14 protein-coding genes are annotated in these 16,654 nt (G+C 34.9%); all 14 read left to right on the plus strand.

Going from position 1 to position 16,654, the window contains the following annotated elements; translation table 11 throughout:
• Positions 1–557: 557 nt before the first annotated feature.
• The 14 genes from M0D21_RS19165 to M0D21_RS19230 all read left to right on the plus strand — a co-directional run bounded on the left by M0D21_RS19165 (position 558) and on the right by M0D21_RS19230 (position 16,631).
• Positions 558–1,541: a toll/interleukin-1 receptor domain-containing protein gene (locus tag M0D21_RS19165; RefSeq protein ID WP_248332481.1), complete on the plus strand. Its 984-nt coding sequence runs from the start codon at positions 558–560 to the stop codon at positions 1,539–1,541.
• 13 nt (positions 1,542–1,554) lie between these two features.
• Positions 1,555–2,610, plus strand: a complete 1,056-nt coding sequence (locus tag M0D21_RS19170) for an isoaspartyl peptidase/L-asparaginase family protein (protein ID WP_248332483.1) — start codon at positions 1,555–1,557, stop codon at positions 2,608–2,610.
• Positions 2,611–2,739: 129 nt separating this feature from the next.
• A complete protein-coding gene (locus M0D21_RS19175) occupies positions 2,740–3,174 on the plus strand; it encodes a hypothetical protein (protein WP_248332485.1) in 435 nt (144 codons plus the stop codon).
• Positions 3,175–3,223: 49 nt separating this feature from the next.
• Complete coding sequence (locus M0D21_RS19180; protein WP_248332487.1) at positions 3,224–3,814, plus strand: penicillin-binding protein activator LpoB; 591 nt, start codon at positions 3,224–3,226, stop codon at positions 3,812–3,814.
• Positions 3,815–3,932: 118 nt separating this feature from the next.
• Entirely contained in the window at positions 3,933–5,315 is a 1,383-nt protein-coding gene (locus tag M0D21_RS19185) for a COG3014 family protein (RefSeq protein WP_248332489.1), read from the plus strand.
• Between the two features lie 122 nt (positions 5,316–5,437).
• Positions 5,438–6,367 (plus strand): hypothetical protein, encoded by a 930-nt coding sequence (locus M0D21_RS19190; RefSeq protein ID WP_248332491.1) that lies wholly within the window; start codon positions 5,438–5,440, stop codon positions 6,365–6,367.
• Between the two features lie 88 nt (positions 6,368–6,455).
• The gene (locus tag M0D21_RS19195) at positions 6,456–11,981 is read left to right on the plus strand and encodes an alpha-2-macroglobulin family protein (protein WP_248332494.1); all 5,526 of its coding nucleotides are present in this window, start codon (positions 6,456–6,458) and stop codon (positions 11,979–11,981) included.
• An 8-nt stretch (positions 11,982–11,989) separates the two neighbouring features.
• On the plus strand, positions 11,990–12,382 hold the full coding sequence (locus M0D21_RS19200; protein WP_248332496.1) for a GNAT family N-acetyltransferase: 393 nt from the start codon (positions 11,990–11,992) through the stop codon (positions 12,380–12,382).
• An 82-nt stretch (positions 12,383–12,464) separates the two neighbouring features.
• Positions 12,465–13,226 carry a 5'-nucleotidase C-terminal domain-containing protein gene (locus M0D21_RS19205; RefSeq protein WP_248332497.1) on the plus strand — a complete coding sequence of 254 codons (762 nt, stop codon included), beginning with the start codon at positions 12,465–12,467 and terminating at the stop codon, positions 13,224–13,226.
• Positions 13,216–14,133, plus strand: a complete 918-nt coding sequence (locus M0D21_RS19210; RefSeq protein ID WP_248332500.1) for a bifunctional metallophosphatase/5'-nucleotidase — start codon at positions 13,216–13,218, stop codon at positions 14,131–14,133. Before M0D21_RS19205 ends, M0D21_RS19210 begins: the two co-directional genes overlap by 11 nt.
• 47 nt (positions 14,134–14,180) lie before the next feature.
• On the plus strand, positions 14,181–14,480 hold the full coding sequence (locus M0D21_RS19215) for an antibiotic biosynthesis monooxygenase family protein (RefSeq protein WP_248332502.1): 300 nt from the start codon (positions 14,181–14,183) through the stop codon (positions 14,478–14,480).
• Position 14,481: 1 nt separating this feature from the next.
• A complete protein-coding gene (locus M0D21_RS19220) occupies positions 14,482–15,336 on the plus strand; it encodes an AraC family transcriptional regulator (protein ID WP_248332504.1) in 855 nt (284 codons plus the stop codon).
• A 102-nt stretch (positions 15,337–15,438) separates the two neighbouring features.
• Positions 15,439–15,774, plus strand: a complete 336-nt coding sequence (locus M0D21_RS19225) for a nuclear transport factor 2 family protein (RefSeq protein WP_248332506.1) — start codon at positions 15,439–15,441, stop codon at positions 15,772–15,774.
• An 11-nt stretch (positions 15,775–15,785) separates the two neighbouring features.
• Positions 15,786–16,631 (plus strand): enoyl-CoA hydratase/isomerase family protein, encoded by an 846-nt coding sequence (locus M0D21_RS19230; RefSeq protein ID WP_248332508.1) that lies wholly within the window; start codon positions 15,786–15,788, stop codon positions 16,629–16,631.
• Positions 16,632–16,654: the final 23 nt, after the last annotated feature.

The raw sequence follows: 16,654 nt of genomic DNA on the forward strand, positions 1-16,654 counted from the left end.
ACATCGTACAAGGAGGATTCGCAGCTGCATCTACAGTTGAGTCTACAAGTGGAGATTCAGACGTAGTAAGTGGTAAGAAAGATGGAAATACTATCACTAGATAATTAGATAGTAGACCTTGAAGAGGTTCGTGAAGCCTCGAAAAACAATATTTCCCATTTTAATGAGAAAATAGGATGGGTTGGAGACCAGTATACAGAAAATGTACGGTGTCAAGTTACAATTCTCAACTATTATTTAGTTGAAAAACTAAATAATAGAAAAAGATGGAAATAGTGTTTTAAAAAGTTTGGCAGCTTATTTCACAATAAAAAGGGGTGTATATATGCACCCTTTTTTTATTTCCATCTTTAAACTTCAAATTTACAAATGTTTATGAATAGCTAAAGCATTTTTTAACCTCGTTTTCACAACAAATTACGGTTTAAAAGTAAAACTTTTGTTGGAGATTTTCCTACTAAAATTGGAATATTTCCAAATAAAGGAATTAATTTTGTAGTATACATTTTTAGAGATAAAAAATGAAACGGTTTAGGTTAAAAGAAAATAGGTCAGCGATGAAAAAGAATAGCTATGAGTACGATGTGGCACTCTCCTTTGCGGGAGAAAATAGGGCTTATGTTGAAGAAGTTGCCAATAGCCTTAAAATTAGAGGAGTAAAAGTGTTTTATGATGCTTTTGAAGAAGCAAGCTTGTGGGGTAAAAACCTTTATGAGTATCTATCAGATATCTATCAGAATAAAGCCAGATATACGGTAATGTTTATATCAGATTTTTACAATGAAAAATTATGGACGAATCATGAAAGAGTTTCAATGCAAGCACGGGCTTTTCAGGAAAGTCGCGAATACATTTTACCTGCAAGATTTGATAATACAGAAATCCCCGGAATCTTAAAAACTGTGGGGTACATTAATCTTAATAATAAGTCACCAGATGAGTTGGCCATTCTAATTGAAAAAAAAATAGCCAGAGATCACAAGTTTTTTCGAAGGAGGTGGTCAAAACTATCAACAATGATAAGTCCAAAGCCCTTCGTTTTCTCTATAAAAATTGTAGATGAAGCTGCCAAAGTGGTAAAAAATGCAAAAGTAGTGTTGGTAGCCGATAATTCTACGTATCTAGAAGGGAATTCTGATGAAAAAGGCTTAGCTCATTTTATAATAAGAACCCGAAAGGTATACACTATACTCATTGCGCATCCCGAATACCCTGCGGTAATGTTTCCTAGTATAAACCCAAAGGAAGACATTGAGATAACTATAGAAAAAACCGAAGGATTTGGTTCTGCAATTATTAACAAAAATGGGCAATTACCCAGTATCACAGGGAAAATTGAACCTGTGCTTACCGGAGACAAAGGGTTTGCGCTATATGCAGATAATATTGCCATTGAAGAAGGAGTTGATCAACCATGTGATTTTGAGTTAAATAAATCTTTATCCTTAGAAGATAATCGGGGAAATATTATACATTTAACCTTTAGATTCTTTCAAGGACGAATTGCTTTGATAGATTACTGTAAACACAAATCAATTTAAACTCAAACTTATCATGCAAAAGATCATCATCTTTTTGGGTCTTGCTTTATTTTGGTCATGCAAACAGCAACCTAAGGAAACGGCAGATACCACTGTTATTAATGCCGTAGAAGAAATTCAAAAACCTAAAAATACCTTTGGTATTGTGATTCATGGTGGTGCAGGAACCATTCTTAAGAAAAATATGACGCCAGAAAAAGAGGCTGCCTATAAAGCTAAATTGGAGGAAGCTATAAAAGTTGGGCATACCATTTTAAAAAATGGAGGTACCAGTCTCGAAGCTATCGAAAAAACTATAAATATCCTTGAAAATTCACCGCTGTTTAATGCCGGTAAAGGAGCGGTTTTCACTGCCGAAGGCACAAACGAGTTAGATGCATCCATAATGGATGGAAGTACTTTAAATGCAGGTGCAGTAGCTGGGGTAAAAACAGTAAAAAACCCTATCAACCTTGCCAAAGAGGTTATGATTAATTCTCCGCATGTTCTTTTGTCGGGATCTGGAGCAGAATTGTTCGCAAAAGAGCAAGGCCTTGAGATTGTTGATCCTTCTTATTTTTTTACTGAAAGTAGAATGAAAGCTCTCGAAAGGGTTAAAGAAAAAGAAACAAATAAAACAGCATCGTTTTATGACCCCATTATAAAAGATTCAAAATTTGGAACTGTAGGCTGTGCCGCGTTAGATAAACACGGTAATCTGGCTGCTGGTACTTCTACGGGAGGAATGACCAATAAAAAGTGGAATCGAATTGGTGACTCACCCATAATTGGAGCAGGAACCTACGCAAATAACGCCACTTGTGCGGTCTCAAGTACAGGTTGGGGAGAATATTTTATTAGAGGTATGGTAGCCTATGATATTTCTGCCATGATGGAGTACAAAGGAATTTCACTTCAAGAGGCTTCAGAAAAAGTCATTCAAGATAAATTAAAGAATCTCGGAGGAACAGGTGGTATTGTAGCTATCGATAATCAAGGGAATGTAGCAATGGAATTTAATACTGCAGGTATGTATCGGGCAACAATGAATGCTGCAGGGGACCTTACTGTAGGGATTTATAAAGAATAATATTAAAAAAAAATAATTTTTAAAAGCTCTGATAATCAGTTTACTGTGTCAGGGCTTTTATTTTTTTTATAAAACTATACGTGTTCATGTTTTTTTGTTCGTCTTAGAGATAATTAAAACAAAAAAATTATGAAACAGTTATTTCTAATCACATTATTAAGTTTTTTGTTTCAGAATTCAATTGGGGCGCAAAACCAATTAATACCCTTAGAAGTTGATCAAAATCCAAATCACGATTTAGCGTTACAATCTATTTCTGAAGATTCTAAACAGGAGATACTACTACAAGGTACAACACTACAAGAAACCTATACCGCTATTGATCCATTAGAGGATAGAAGGCGACGAAGAGCAGAGAGAAAAGAATACCGCTCAAAACGTCGTTTATGGAGGCATCAGGAAGCGATAGAAAGATCGAAAAATACGGTGTATACCTATCATGATAACTTCGGGTTTGCTCCTGGGTTTTATCCAAACACTTTTTATAACAATCGAATATCTGCTCCAGTGGCCATTGGTTTAGGCCTTCTTGATGTAGCACTATGGAGTAGTTGTTTTTGGTAAATACTTCACTTAAATCTAAATAAAATTTCAAAAAAATAGAACTTAAAATATGAGAACAATTAAAATATCACAGTTAGCTTTTTTAGCAATGATCATAGTAATGTCTTCTTCTTGCGCTAGAAAAATTACAAGAGTGGCTCCAGATAGCACCATTGAAGTGAGTGGGAGATGGAATGATACAGATGCACGATTTACAGCCGAAGAAATCACTCATGAATTGATGAACGGAAACTGGGCAAATAACCATGTCTTGAGCAAAGGTAAAAAACCGGTTGTAATCGTAGGGTTGATTCGTAATAAAACTCATGAACATATCGAAAGCGAAACTTTTGTAAAAGACATCGAGAAATCATTAATCGGTACTCAAAAGGCTACAGTAGTACAAGGAGGAAAAATGAGGGAAGAACTTAGAGCCGAAAGAGCAGATCAGCAGAATAATGCTTCTGTTTCAACAGTAAAGAAATTTGGATTGGAAAAAGGAGCAGACTATATGATCCAAGGAAATATCAATTCGATAGTAGACGCTTATAAACGCAACAAAGTAGTGTATTACCAGGTAGATTTAGAGTTGATAGACTTACAGTCTAATGAAAAGGTTTGGATTGGGGATAAGAAAATCAAAAAGTTTGTGAAAAATTAGTTTGTGGGGATGTTTTAATGTTCCGAAGGTGCTTTTGGGGCTCGAAAAAGGGTTACATAGGCAAGAGCCCCAAATCACCTTTGTAAAAACTGGTTTAAATTGTTATAAGCATTTTATTATGAGGCAGGTATGTGTTTTTGTGAGTGTCTTTTCTTTCTTAATACTATTTACAGCATGTGGCACCTATCGCATGAAAACGGATATGTTGCAAGATCAAATCCAACAGAATGATTATGCTAGTGCATTACAAACAGTTGATAACAATAAGTTTTTAAATAAAAAGCGGAACGAATTACTACTATATCTCGAAAAAGGTAAACTAGCGCATCTTAATAACAATTATGTGCTTAGCAATGAATATTTCAATAAAGCAGATGATCTTATAGATCAAAATAGACTTGCACTAGGAGGTAAGGTATTAGGTGTGGTTAGTAACCCAGAACAGGAATTTTATAAAGGAGAAGATTTTGAAAAGGTAGCCATACATTATTATAAAGCCCTAAACTATATCTTCTTACAAGACATCGATGAAGCCTTGGTAGAGGCAAGAAGAATTACGCTTCAACTGCAAAGAATCAATGAAAAATATCCAGCGGGAAAGAAAAACAGATATACCAATGATACATTTGCACTAACCCTTCAAGGATTGCTATATGAATCTTCTGGAGATATCAATAATGCCTTTGTAGCTTATCGTAATGCGATAGATATTTACATAGCAAATGGAGGTGATTATTTTGGGGTTGCTATTCCTCAACAGTTAAAGAAAGATTTCTTTAGAACTGCAGATATCATGGGGTTTGAAAATGAAATAATTCATTATGAAAAGTTACTTGAATTTACATATGAAAGAACAACGCCTAAACCGGCAAATGAGGTAATTGTATTCTGGGAAAATGGATTGGTTCCCTATAAAGATGAAACATCATTTATGTTTACGGTCTTACCAAAGAGTGATACCAATGTGTTTTCTATCTATAATGAAGAGTTGGATCTGTTAATCCCTTTGCCCAACTTATCGAATGATAATAATGACGATTTAGATATTTTTAGAGTGGCGTTTCCCAGATACGTAAAAAGAGAGTCGTTTTACAGGAAAGGGAGTGTACAGATAGATTCTGTGCAATATCCTTTTCAATTAACCGAGAGTTATGAGCATATAGCTTTCAAAACCTTAAAAGACAGAACATATCGCGAAATAGGAAATGTCGCAATACGATTAGCTACTAAAAAGACATCAGAATATATTTTAAAGAACCAGAATGAAGTAGCGGGAACCATTTTGGGTATATTTAACGCTATTACAGAAGGCGCCGATACCAGAAACTGGCAAACCCTTCCAGAACAAATTCATTATACTAGGATACCATTACCTAAAAAACAGCAAAATCTAGAGGTAATTCTGGAGGATAGGTATCAAAACAAAGTCAAGAAGGTAGTACCTGTACCTAATTCTGGAAAACTAAGCTTTACCAGATTGTCAACACCAGAACTACTGTAGGTGTGATATAAGATTCATTCACAAAAACTTTATAATCACTGTTTTCAGGGTAGTCAGAGTCAAAAAAAACCTCTTATTTTGATTTGGGATTAAAATCGTTTGAAGAATTTAATAGGTAATGTATGCAAACTGCTTTCAAAAGTATTGTGGTTTTTTTGTTGGTAATAATAGGCAGCAATATGGCGGCACAAAATAGTGTAGGGATATATAATATGAGTTCTGGGTCTCCAGAGGGAGGAAGTAGCTTAGTCATACTTGAAAATGGGAAATTTGTAATACTATATTTTGGGGGAGCTCAAATAGGGTACTGGAAAAACACTGGGAATAATACCATCTTATTTACCCCTTATAAAGAAGAAAGTAGTTTTCAGGTATACGGAAGGAAAAACAATCTTTTGAAAAATAAGATTAAGATCGCTTTTTTTGGTTTTGAAAACGCTTCAACATTCATAAGTAGCCATACATCCAAGCCAAAGACATTCAAAAGAGTTTTTAATGAAGATGCAAACTGTTTTGCTCCTCTTTATACAAAGGTTTTTGATGCCTATACCAAAGAAATTTATTTTGCGGTTGAGCAAGGGTTAAAAGACCCAGAAGTAGTTAGTTTCGGTACTGAGGGCTATAATGATTTTGTAGCGTATTATATTCCTTCACCCCAAATAGATTCATTTGTTGGTGTTATGAAAGAAGACAAATTATACATAGAAGAAAATGAAGGTGTCGTAAAAAGGGATTTACCCAGTGAAGGTGAAGATATATTGTTTATTAGGGATTTGGCAAATTCTATTGACCAAGTCGAAGATGTCAAAAATTTCAATCCTCAATACAATTCTTTTCAAGCTGAACTACCTTCATATTATGTGTTTGATGAAAGTAAAGGTGCATACATAGATCTTGATGAATATAAGGAAGGTATGGAGCTTGATATAGAGGAATACGATTATGACGATATATCAATTCTATATGAATATAAAAGATGTATCCCAAATATTCGTAAGGCATCTAACATCACAATAGATGAAGGCTCAGTTTTTATAGAAAGATGTGAATAAAATGTAAGCTTTAATTCTTAATCTTAGGAAATAATCCAACAAAACAAAAAAATAGTACTTTTATAAAGTCAACTAAATCCAGTCTTTTATGAGATTATCAAAAATTCTTCTTGGGATACTAGCAGTAACACTCATATTTTCATGTAAAAAGAAAGATGAAGCCGCGATGGCTGTATCCAATGCATCAGAACTAAGTAAATACCATGAATATATTTCTGATATATCTTCTGGCGTTATCTCTGTTCATGATCAGGTTTTTGTAGTGCTTCAAACACCAATCGAAGGTTGGAGCGATAATCAAGAGTTGTCAAAAGATCTTCTTTCTGTATCACCTCGTGTAAGAGGTAAAGTGATTGCTGTAAACAATAGAACTATTTCTTTTCAACCAGAAGAAACCTTCGAAGCAGATACTCAATATACATTTACATTGGATCTAGATGAAATAATAGATGATTTAAAAGAGAACTTAGATGATGAATTTGTTTTTGGTGTTAAAACTATCAAACAACAATTTTCGATTATAACAGATAATTTACAGTCGTATAGTAAAGATTGGCAATACATAGACGGGACCTTGACCACCAGTGACCAACTATCACTTGAGAAAGCAAAACAATTGGTAACAGCATCTCAAAAAGGAAATGCACTCTCTGTAAAATTTGGAGAATCTATAGAAAAAAGTAGGCAGTTTAGTTTTAGAATTGATAGCATTCAACGTTTTGAAGATGATTCTACCATAGAAGTAAAGTGGTCAGGCAAATCTTTTGATATTGATACCGAAGGAGCAGAGGAATTTACAATTCCTGGTAAAAATAATTTTTCTGTGATCAATATTTCTGTAGCGAATGTCGATAATCAATATGTAGAAATTAACTTTTCTGATCCGTTAAAGAAAAACCAGAATTTTAATGGATTAGTAACTATAGGAAGCCAAAAGAAGTTAAAATATACGGTAAACGGAAATGTACTTAAAGTATACCCAAGAAATGAATTAAAAGGCTCTCAGGAGGTGACCATTTTTGAAGGGATACAAAGTACAGATAACTATAGATTAAAAAATACGTATACAGAGAATATATCATTTCAGCAGGCTAAACCCGAAATTAGGTTGTTGCAAAGTGGTGTTATTCTTCCTACATCGAATAACCTGAAATTTAATTTTGAAGCCATCAATCTTAGAGCTGTAGAAGTACAGGTAATTAAAGTATATCAAAATAATGTACTTCAGTTTTTACAGAATAACAATCTAGATGGTTCAAGTAATATAAGAAGCGTAGCAAGGCCTATTGCCAAGAAATTGATTAATCTTCAGGAAAACGCCTCTCTGAATTTGAGCAGGTGGAACGCCTTCGCGATTGATCTCAATGAGCTAATTAATCCAGATCCTGGCGCTATTTATAGAATTGAGCTTAATTATCGCAAGCAATATTCACTATACAAATGTGAAGGAGAAGCTGCCGATGATACTCCTATCGAAGAGCTTACAGATAATTATGATGAAGAAGAAGAATCAAGCTTTTGGGACACTTCACAATATTATTACGACGATTATTATGACTACAATTGGCAAGAAAGAGATAATCCTTGTAGTACTTCGTATTTCAGAGATAAAAAGTTAAGTGCAAACATACTTGCTTCTAATTTGGGAGTGGTGGTAAAAAAAGGCCTAAATCATTCTTATATGGTTACGGTGAATGATATCGTAACAACTAATCCTTTATCTAATGTAAAAGTAACTTTCTACAATTACCAGCAACAGGAAATGGGAGTTGCGACTACAGATGCAGAGGGAATGACTGGTTTCGATGCAGATAGACCAGCATATTTTGCAATTGCCTCTTCAGGGAAACAACAGACTTATGTAAAGCTAAACGATGGTAATGCATTGTCTGTAAGTAAATTCGATGTTGCCGGGGTTCGATTACAGAGAGGAATTAAAGGGTTTATCTTTGGAGAAAGAGGAGTTTGGCGACCAGGAGACACATTATTCTTATCATTTATGTTAAATGATAATGCCAATAAATTGCCTCAAGGGCACCCTGTCAAGTTCGAACTAAGAGACCCTTATGGAAAAGTTACTCATCAGGAAACCAAAACACAAGGAATCAACAATTTTTACAAATTTGTGGTGAATACTTCTGATGAAGCCCCTACGGGAAATTGGTTGGCAAAAGTAATGGTAGGAGGAGCCAGCTTTACCAAATCCTTAAAAATAGAAACTATAAAACCAAATCGATTAAAGATAAAAACCACTTTTGAAGATGAAGTTTTAGAAGCCAATAAGAGTGTTACTGGAAATCTTGAAGCCCTTTGGTTACATGGCGCGGTAGCCAAAAATTTACAAGCAGATATTAACGCGAGATTTAATGCGACAAAAACTAGTTTCAAAAAATTTCCTGGGTATGACTTTGACGATCCTACCAGAAGATTCCGAACCGAGGAGCAACAGGTTTTTCAAGGTAAAATCTCTGGAGAAGGTAAAGCAAGTTTTAGTCTGAAGCCAAAATTACAGAACAAAGCACCAGGTATGTTGAAAGCCGCTTTTATTACCAAAGTGTATGAGAACGGAGGTGATTTTAGTACCGATGTAATTACAAAAAATTATTCCCCTTATAATACATATCTGGGTTTAAGCGCTCCAAAGGGAGATAAGGCAAGAGGAATGTTACTTACCGATACCAAACACAACTTCGATGTGGTTTCTGTTGATGCAAAAGGGAATCCTAAAGCTGTGAAAAATCTTGAGGTATATGTGTATAAGGTAAATTGGAGATGGTGGTGGGATACCTCTGAAGATAATTTGTCTGAATATAATCGAGGGTCATATCATAATGAAGTATTTAAAACGAAAGTGAATACTGGAGCCAATGGAAAAGCCAATTTCACTTTTGAATTGAAATACCCAGAGTGGGGAAGATATTTGGTAAGAGTTGTAGACCCAAATGGAGGACATGCTACCGGAAAAACTATTTATATCGATTGGCCAGGATGGGCAGGAAAATCTCGAAAAAATGATCCTTCTGCTGCCACAATGTTGTTATTTTCAACCGATAAAAATACATATACAGTTGGTGAAAATGCAGTGATTACATTTCCTTCGGGAGAAGGAGGTAGAGCACTAGTTAGTGTGGAGAACGGCACAGAGGTGTTGTCATCTCAATGGGTAACTCCACAAAAAGGAGAGACAAAATTCGAATTGCCTATAATCGATTTGTATACACCCAATGTATACATTAACATCACACTATTACAACCACATGCCAGTACAGCAAATGATTTACCTATACGTTTGTATGGAGTGGTTCCTATCTCGGTAGAAGACCCAAATACCAAGGTACAACCTAAATTAAATATGCCTGATGTATTGAGACCAGAAGAAACAATATCGGTTAAGGTGGGCGAAGAAAATGGAAAAGCAATGACCTATTCGATAGCTATTGTAGATGAAGGGTTGTTAGATCTTACTAGATTTAAAACTCCAAATCCATGGAATAGCTTTTATGCCCGAGAAGCTCTTGGAGTAAAAACCTGGGATATTTATGATGAGGTGTTAGGAGCATATGGCGGTAGTATCAGTCAGATATTTAGTATTGGAGGTGATGCCGAAGCTGGAGGTAGTAAATCGAAGAAAGCCAATAGGTTTAAACCTATGGTGGTATATGATGGACCATACGAATTGAAAGCAGGAGAAACGAAAACGCATAAAATTAAAATTCCGAAATATGTGGGATCTGTGCGTACCATGGTTGTAGCTGCAGATGCACAAAAAGCAGCATACGGAAGCACAGATAAAACTACACCGGTGCGTAAACCGTTAATGGTGTTAACTTCGATACCTAGAAAAATTACTCCGGGAGAAAAAGTAACCATTCCTGTTACTGTATTTGCGATGGAAAAAAAGGTAAAGAATGTAAACGTTACCTTAAAACCAAACAAAGGGTTTACCGTAGTAGGAGATGCCCAAAAACAACTTTCGTTCCCGCAACCCGATGAGAAAATGGCTTATTTTGATATTGAAGTGCTAGAAGGAGCATCAATAACAGAAATAGAGGTGATCGCTTCAGGAAATGGAGAAAAGGCATCATACAAAGTACCTATAGATATTGTTAATCCGAACCCTAAAACGACCGAAGTTACCTCGGTGATTTTAGAACCAAATGGCGAGCAGGAAGTTAGCTTTAATGCCTTTGGAATTGAAGGTAGCAATACTGCTACCATTGAGCTATCATCGTTACCACCAATGAATTTTGAGAGTAGATTAGGGTATCTGATTCGATACCCTCACGGTTGTGTCGAGCAAACTACTTCAGCGGCGTTTCCTCAGCTATATTTGGGAGATGTTTTTGATCTTTCTTCAGAAAAGAAGAATAAAATTCAAAAGAATGTAGAAGCAGCCATCTATAAATTAAAACGATTTATACAACCTAATGGAGGAATGTCATATTGGCCGGGATATTCTAACCCTAATGATTGGGGTACCACCTATGCCGGGCATTTCCTTTTAGAAGCTAATAAGAAAGGGTATGTATTACCGATCGGATTTAAAAGTAATTGGATCAATTATCAGCAGCAACAAGCCAAACGATGGAGAAATGGAAGCAACCATTTGGCACAAGCATATCGATTATATACCTTGGCACTAGCAGGAAGCCCAGATTTATCGTCGATGAACAGGTTGCGGGAAACATCAAACTTATCTAATGATGCCAAATTAAGGTTGGCAGCAGCATACGGTTTGGTAGGCCAAAAAAGTGCAGCCAATCAATTACTTGGCCTTGCCAATATAGATTTCCCATCTAAACGATATAACTATTATACCTATGGTTCTACCAATCGAAATAGAGCAATGGCTTTAGAGACTTTGGTAGCTCTTGATCAAAAAGCAAAAGCGCAGAAAGTAGCTGTAGCTCTGGCCAAAGAATTATCTTCCAAAAGCTGGATGAGTACACAGACTACTTCTTATGCTTTAATGGCTATGGCAAAATATGCAACATATGTGGGAGGAAAAGGCGTGAATGTAAGCTATGTTTTAAATGGAAAATCGTTAACCGCTAACACCCAAAAAACCTTGGGAAGTTCAGGTGATCAAGGTATAAAGAAAGAAAATGTTCTAAAGCTTAAAAACAATAAAGACAATACTATTTTTGTGCAAATCGCAACCAGCGGTATTCTTCCTGTGGGAGAAGAGAAAGTGATTCAAAGTAATCTTAGGGCTGCGGTAGACTATAAAAATAGGGATGGAAGAATAATAGATCCTACGCAACTAACTCAGGGTACCGACTTTGTTGCAGAAGTAACCATTACCAATACAACTGGTTCAAAACTAAAAGATGTTGCGTTAAGTGAAATCTTCCCTTCAGGTTGGGAAATTGTGAATACTAGATTTACAGATTTTGGATCTTTTAGAGCAAACAAAGTTACTCATACCGATATTCGAGATGATCGCGTGAACTTCTATTTTGATCTTAAAGCACGTGAAAGTAAGACGGTAACAATTTTATTAAATGCTTCGTATTTAGGAAAGTATTATTTACCTGGTATACAATGCGAGGCTATGTATGATAATGACTATTTGGTAAGAACCAAAGGTAAATGGGTTGAGGTGGTTAAATAGCTGTTACCATGAAAAAATATATTGTATCCTCAGATAACATACCAAAGGCATCAGAACTACTACAATTGTTTGAACAAACAACATGGGCAAAAAATAGAACCTTAATAGGTGTCGAGTTTTTATTGAGCAATTGTAATAATTATGTTGTAGTTCGAGATGTAGATCATAAATTAATAGGTTTTGGAAGAGCTATTTCTGATGGTGTATATCGTGCTATGCTAGACGATATTGTTGTAGACCAGGAGTATCGTAAACAGGGTATTGGAAAAATAATCGTTGAAGAACTTTTAGTTCAACTAGCAGAGGTAGAACAGGTGTTTTTGAATACGAAACCAGAATTACAAGAATTTTATACCCTTTTTGGTTTTGAAAAATGCAAAGCCTTTACTATGAGTTTGTAAAAAAGATCGTTTTTTTAAGATTAAAATAACAAGGGATATCGTTTTTTTCCATACCATTGCTAAAAGGTAATTTATCAATAGCATGAAGTATTTTATACACTTTTCTGTAGTCATCTTTTTGATTTTAAGCTCTTCTTGCAAACAACAGCCAATATCGGTTAGCAAGGTCACAACGGCACAAAAGAAAATAGATTCAACTCTGGCAGAGAACAAAGCCATAGATTCGTTTATTGCTCCTTATCGCGATCATTTAAATAAGACGTTGGATTCTGTCTTGTGTATTGCAGTAAAAGATCACACAAAAAAAGGAGGATTAGAAAGTACATTAGGCAATTTAATTGCAGATATTTCTTTGCTTCAAACATCTTCGGTTTTCAAGAAAAAATACAGCAAGGATATAGATTTTGTTTTACTAAATCATGGAGGACTACGTGCTCCTATTTTAGAAGGACCCGTCACTGCAAGAACCGCTTTTGAGGTGATGCCCTTTGAAAATGAATTGGTCGTAGCAGAACTATCTTTTGAAAAAGTAAAAGAGCTCACAGTGTATTTGGCACAAAAACAGCGAGCACATCCTATTAGTAATCTTCAGCTAACACTTGATAAAACAACTAAAAAAGCTAAAAATATAAAGGTTGATAAAAAACCTTTGGATCAAGGCAGATCATACTTTGTGTTGACAACAGACTACCTCCAGCAAGGTGGCGATAGTATGAATTTTTTTAAAGACCCTATCGCACTGTATAAAACTGATTATAAATTGCGCAATGCGATGATAGATTATTTTAAATCGGTAGATACTCTTAATACAGCTTTAGATAAAAGAATGTACTATGCAGAATAGAAGAAAATTTTTACAGCAAATGGCTTCTGCTACTGCATTTGCCAGCTTAGGAGGTTTTGGATTAACCTCATGCACAAAATCGGTAACAAAAAGAATTACGATTTTGCATACCAATGATGTACATAGTCAAATAGATCCATTACCTGGGAATCACTATAAATACCCTGGTTTAGGTGGCTTTGCACGAAGAGCCTCTATTATAGAAAGTATTCGAAAAGAAAATCCAAATACATTGCTATTGGATGCAGGAGATATCTTTCAAGGAACACCCTATTTCAATTTTTATGGAGGTGAAATAGAGTTTAAACTGATGTCTAAACTGAACTATGATTTGGCAACCATCGGGAATCATGATTTTGATAATGGTATAGATGGATTGCTTTCACAAATGCCTAATGCGACTTTCGAGTTTGTATCGGCAAACTATGATTTTAAGAATACGGTATTAGATAGTTTTGTGAAACCTTATAAGGTTTTGGAGAAGGATGGAGTAAAGATTGGTGTTTTTGGGTTAGGAATTAAACTTGAAGGGTTAGTAAGCAAAAACTTATATAAAGAAACTCAATATCATGATCCTGTAGAAATAGCTCAGGATATGAGTCGAATTTTGAAGGAAGAAGAACAGTGTGATATAGTCATTTGTTTATCTCATATCGGTTATGATTATAGGAAGAATCCCGATAAGGTTTCTGATGTTAATCTAGCTAAGCGTACAAAGGATATCGACTTAATCATTGGGGGCCATACTCATACATTATTAGCAAAACCTGTAGTTTTTGATAACGCAGTTGGAGAAAAAGTGCTTGTTAATCAGTGTGGTAAGAGTGGAGTTTATATGGGGCAAGTTGACTTTTACCTAGATAACAATGGAGATAAAACTACAAAAGGTAAAACTATTGTAGTTTAAAAGGCCTTTTGCTCAAAGCAATTTAATACACATCAATACTTTATCAGATGATCCTTGAAAAAGCAGTTTTAAATATTAAACCAGGGCAAAGTGAAGTCTTTGAATTAGCTTTTGGGGAAGCCCAAAAAATAATTGTTGCTATGAAAGGATATATCAACCATGATTTACTTAAATGTGTTGAGAAATCAGACACCTACCTATTACTGGTGCAATGGGAAACTATTGAGGATCATGAAATAGGGTTTAGAGAATCACAGCAATATCAAGAATGGAAAAAACTGTTGCATCATTTTTATGAGCCTTTTCCAATAGTATTACATTATACATCAATAGTAGCTACATCTTAATATGCCTCGTACTATTTTTGAAAATATTGTTATTCAAAGATTTGAAAAGGTTACAAGACTAGAGTTTTGTAAATATATGCCTATCCGGTTTTTTGAAATTCTGTTTATAGAAGAAGGCTCTGGTAAATTGGTAATTAACAATCATAAAGTTACCTATGGTGAAAATCAAATATTTATTTTAATTCCTAACGACAAGTACAATTTTGAAATTGAAACGCCTACAACCGTTTCTGCGATTAAGTTTCTCTATAGTTTTTTTAATAATTCCTCTTTAGATGAGAACCACTCGCAACGAAAAGAATGGTTCAAAAAAATAGAAACTATTTTACACAGTGCTAATAGGACATCTCATATTGAAGTAAAATCAAAAACTGACGAAATTAGTATTTACTCATTATTTACCGTATTACTCAATGAGTATAATGATGAACATCTAAAAAGTGAAGTTATTTTAAAATCCACTTTACATACCATTCTACATATTATTTCCAGAAATGTGACCTTTGCCTCTTCTACGGTTTCAGATTCTAAAATTCAGGATATTATTAATTATATTCATTTTCATATTCATGATATAGAAAAACTATCTAAAAAAACATTATCAAGTAAATTTCATATATCAGAGAATTACATAAGCCAGTACTTCAAGAATAAAATGGGTATTGGATTAAAAAAGTATATACTCACCTATAAAATAAAACTGGCTCAGACGCGCCTTAGATATACCGATTCAACAGTTACCGAGATTGCCCATGAATTGGGTTTTACAGACAGTAGTCATCTAGATAAAACCTTTGTTACTTACGAAGGAATAACTGCTGGTGAATATAAAACTAGATTGAAACATCCAGTTTAAACCAATTATCCTCTTTTTTTACTAAATCCTCATTTTTTCTTACCAAAATGTAGGTGTGTCTTAAGAATAACTTTGCACTGTAAAGTTCAATAAACACCTATTATGAGTAATTCACAGGAAGTATTCGAAAGCCATATGAAGGCTGTCAATACACTTAATCCTTCTGTAGTAATAAAGGATTATGATCGCGACGCCATATTTGTTACACCAGAACAAACGTATAGAGGAAGTCGTGAAATTTTAGGTTTCTATAAAGAGTTTCTTCCAAAATTTGAAGGTTTTGAGTTTAAAACCATTAAACAAGAAACCAATGATAGTATTGTCTATTTCGTATGGAATGGACAAAACAAACACATCAATGTACAGTTAGCCGCAGATACTTATATCATTGAAAACGGTAAGATAAAACAACACACATTCGCAGGAATCATAAACTAAATACATAAATTATGGATTATAAAAATTTTCAAACATTCAGCGCAGAACAAAAGGGAGGAATTTTATATGTAACTATTAATTTTGGCCCGGTCAACGTTCAAGGTCAAGAAATGTTGGCAGACTTAAGTAGTCTATGCTTACGATTAGAACGAGATAGAAGTGTTAAAGTAGTTGTTTTTCAATCCTCAAATGATGGGTACTGGGTATGTCACTACGACACCAATTTATTGAGAGATATGTCTCAAGAAGCAGTTCCAAGAAATGAAGTAAAACTACTGGATCTTCAAGCAGTTTTAGAAAGATTAAGTAATGTGCCACAAGCTACCATCGCAAAAATTGAGGGCTTTGCCAGAGGTGGAGGTCATGAAATGGCATTGGCTCTTGACATGCGTTTTGCAGCCCGAGGAAAAGCTAAATTCATGCAAATGGAAGTAGGTATGGGAATCTTACCATGTGGAGGAGGTGCTTCACGTATGGCTAGACAAGCAGGTTTAGGTAAGGCTTTGGAAATTATTCTCGGAGCTAGAGATTGGGATGCAGATGAAGCTGAGAAATTCGGAACGGTAAATAAAGCGCTGGATCCCGATGAGATAGGGGCATATGTTGATGCATTGGCAGAACGTATTGCAAAATTTCCTGCAGAATCCATTGAAGCTTGTAAACGAGCTGTATACGCTTCGATAGATTTACCTATTGCAGAAGCTTTAACCGAAGAGGCTTACCAATTGTATCAGGCAACAAGTAAAACACCCGCGATTAAACGTTTTACAGTAGCAGATGAAAATGGGGCACAATTTGATCATAATAATCAAAAGAATTGGGAAAGTATGTTGATTGACATTCAGGAAATCAATTAAAAGAAAATAAGTCTTTTAAAAGG

Origin of the sequence: Aquimarina acroporae, from assembly GCF_023195925.1 — a bacterium.
GTDB classification, from domain to species: Bacteria; Bacteroidota; Bacteroidia; order Flavobacteriales; family Flavobacteriaceae; genus Aquimarina; species Aquimarina acroporae.

What these genes read in the sequence shown, in the direction of transcription:
- M0D21_RS19165 (WP_248332481.1), top strand. Translation starts at nt 558, where the DNA reads ATGAAAAAGAATAGCTATGAGTACGATGTGGCACTCTCCTTTGCGGGA.
- M0D21_RS19170 (WP_248332483.1), top strand. Translation starts at nt 1,555, where the DNA reads ATGCAAAAGATCATCATCTTTTTGGGTCTTGCTTTATTTTGGTCATGC.
- M0D21_RS19175 (WP_248332485.1), top strand. Translation starts at nt 2,740, where the DNA reads ATGAAACAGTTATTTCTAATCACATTATTAAGTTTTTTGTTTCAGAAT.
- M0D21_RS19180 (WP_248332487.1), top strand. Translation starts at nt 3,224, where the DNA reads ATGAGAACAATTAAAATATCACAGTTAGCTTTTTTAGCAATGATCATA.
- M0D21_RS19185 (WP_248332489.1), top strand. Translation starts at nt 3,933, where the DNA reads ATGAGGCAGGTATGTGTTTTTGTGAGTGTCTTTTCTTTCTTAATACTA.
- M0D21_RS19190 (WP_248332491.1), top strand. Translation starts at nt 5,438, where the DNA reads ATGCAAACTGCTTTCAAAAGTATTGTGGTTTTTTTGTTGGTAATAATA.
- M0D21_RS19195 (WP_248332494.1), top strand. Translation starts at nt 6,456, where the DNA reads ATGAGATTATCAAAAATTCTTCTTGGGATACTAGCAGTAACACTCATA.
- M0D21_RS19200 (WP_248332496.1), top strand. Translation starts at nt 11,990, where the DNA reads ATGAAAAAATATATTGTATCCTCAGATAACATACCAAAGGCATCAGAA.
- M0D21_RS19205 (WP_248332497.1), top strand. Translation starts at nt 12,465, where the DNA reads ATGAAGTATTTTATACACTTTTCTGTAGTCATCTTTTTGATTTTAAGC.
- M0D21_RS19210 (WP_248332500.1), top strand. Translation starts at nt 13,216, where the DNA reads ATGCAGAATAGAAGAAAATTTTTACAGCAAATGGCTTCTGCTACTGCA.
- M0D21_RS19215 (WP_248332502.1), top strand. Translation starts at nt 14,181, where the DNA reads ATGATCCTTGAAAAAGCAGTTTTAAATATTAAACCAGGGCAAAGTGAA.
- M0D21_RS19220 (WP_248332504.1), top strand. Translation starts at nt 14,482, where the DNA reads ATGCCTCGTACTATTTTTGAAAATATTGTTATTCAAAGATTTGAAAAG.
- M0D21_RS19225 (WP_248332506.1), top strand. Translation starts at nt 15,439, where the DNA reads ATGAGTAATTCACAGGAAGTATTCGAAAGCCATATGAAGGCTGTCAAT.
- M0D21_RS19230 (WP_248332508.1), top strand. Translation starts at nt 15,786, where the DNA reads ATGGATTATAAAAATTTTCAAACATTCAGCGCAGAACAAAAGGGAGGA.